Raw genomic sequence first — 595 nt, 5'->3', positions numbered from 1 at the left:
GACGACACCAACGGCTGCACCGACGACAGCTGTGACTCGGCCTCGGGCTGCGTGAGCACTGACAACACGGCCAGCTGCAATGACGGCGATGCCTGTACCACGAGCGACACCTGCGCCTTGGGTGCCTGCCTGGGCGGCGCGGCCCCCGATTGCGACGATAGCAATGGTTGCACCGACGACAGCTGTAACTCGGCCTCGGGCTGCATCAACGCTGATAACATGACCAGCTGCGATGACGGCGACGCCTGTACCACGAGCGACACCTGCACGGCGGGTGCCTGCCTGGGCGGCACGGCCCCCGACTGTGACGACACCAACGGCTGCACCGACGACAGCTGTGACTCGGCCTCGGGCTGCGTGAGCACTGACAACACGGCCAGCTGCGACGACGGCGATGCCTGCACCACGAGCGACACCTGCACGGCGGGTGCCTGCCTGGGCGGCACGGCCCCCGATTGCGACGATGTCAACGGCTGCACCGACGACAGCTGTGATTCGGCTTCGGGCTGCGTGAGCACTGATAACACGGCCAGCTGCGACGACGGCGACGCCTGTACCACGAGCGACACCTGCACGGCGGGTGCCTGCCTGGGCG

General features: G+C 67.7%; 1 protein-coding gene and 1 pseudogene (1 of these 2 cut by a window edge). Both read left to right on the top strand.

Annotated features, from left to right (window positions below):
• Nucleotides 1-35: pseudogene (locus EYQ35_04550) on the top strand (hypothetical protein); it begins 4,660 nt to the left of the window's first position.
• Nucleotides 36-51: 16 nt separating this feature from the next.
• Nucleotides 52-595, top strand: a 544-nt coding sequence (locus EYQ35_04545; protein ID HIF63412.1) for a hypothetical protein, incomplete at its 3' end; no start/stop codon positions are given.

It is taken from the genome of Candidatus Binatota bacterium (genome assembly GCA_012960245.1).
Taxonomy (GTDB): domain Bacteria; phylum Desulfobacterota; class Binatia; order UBA1149; family UBA1149; genus UBA1149.
Note: the sequence above shows the minus strand (reverse complement) of the source record. Positions and strands in the feature narration are given on the sequence as shown.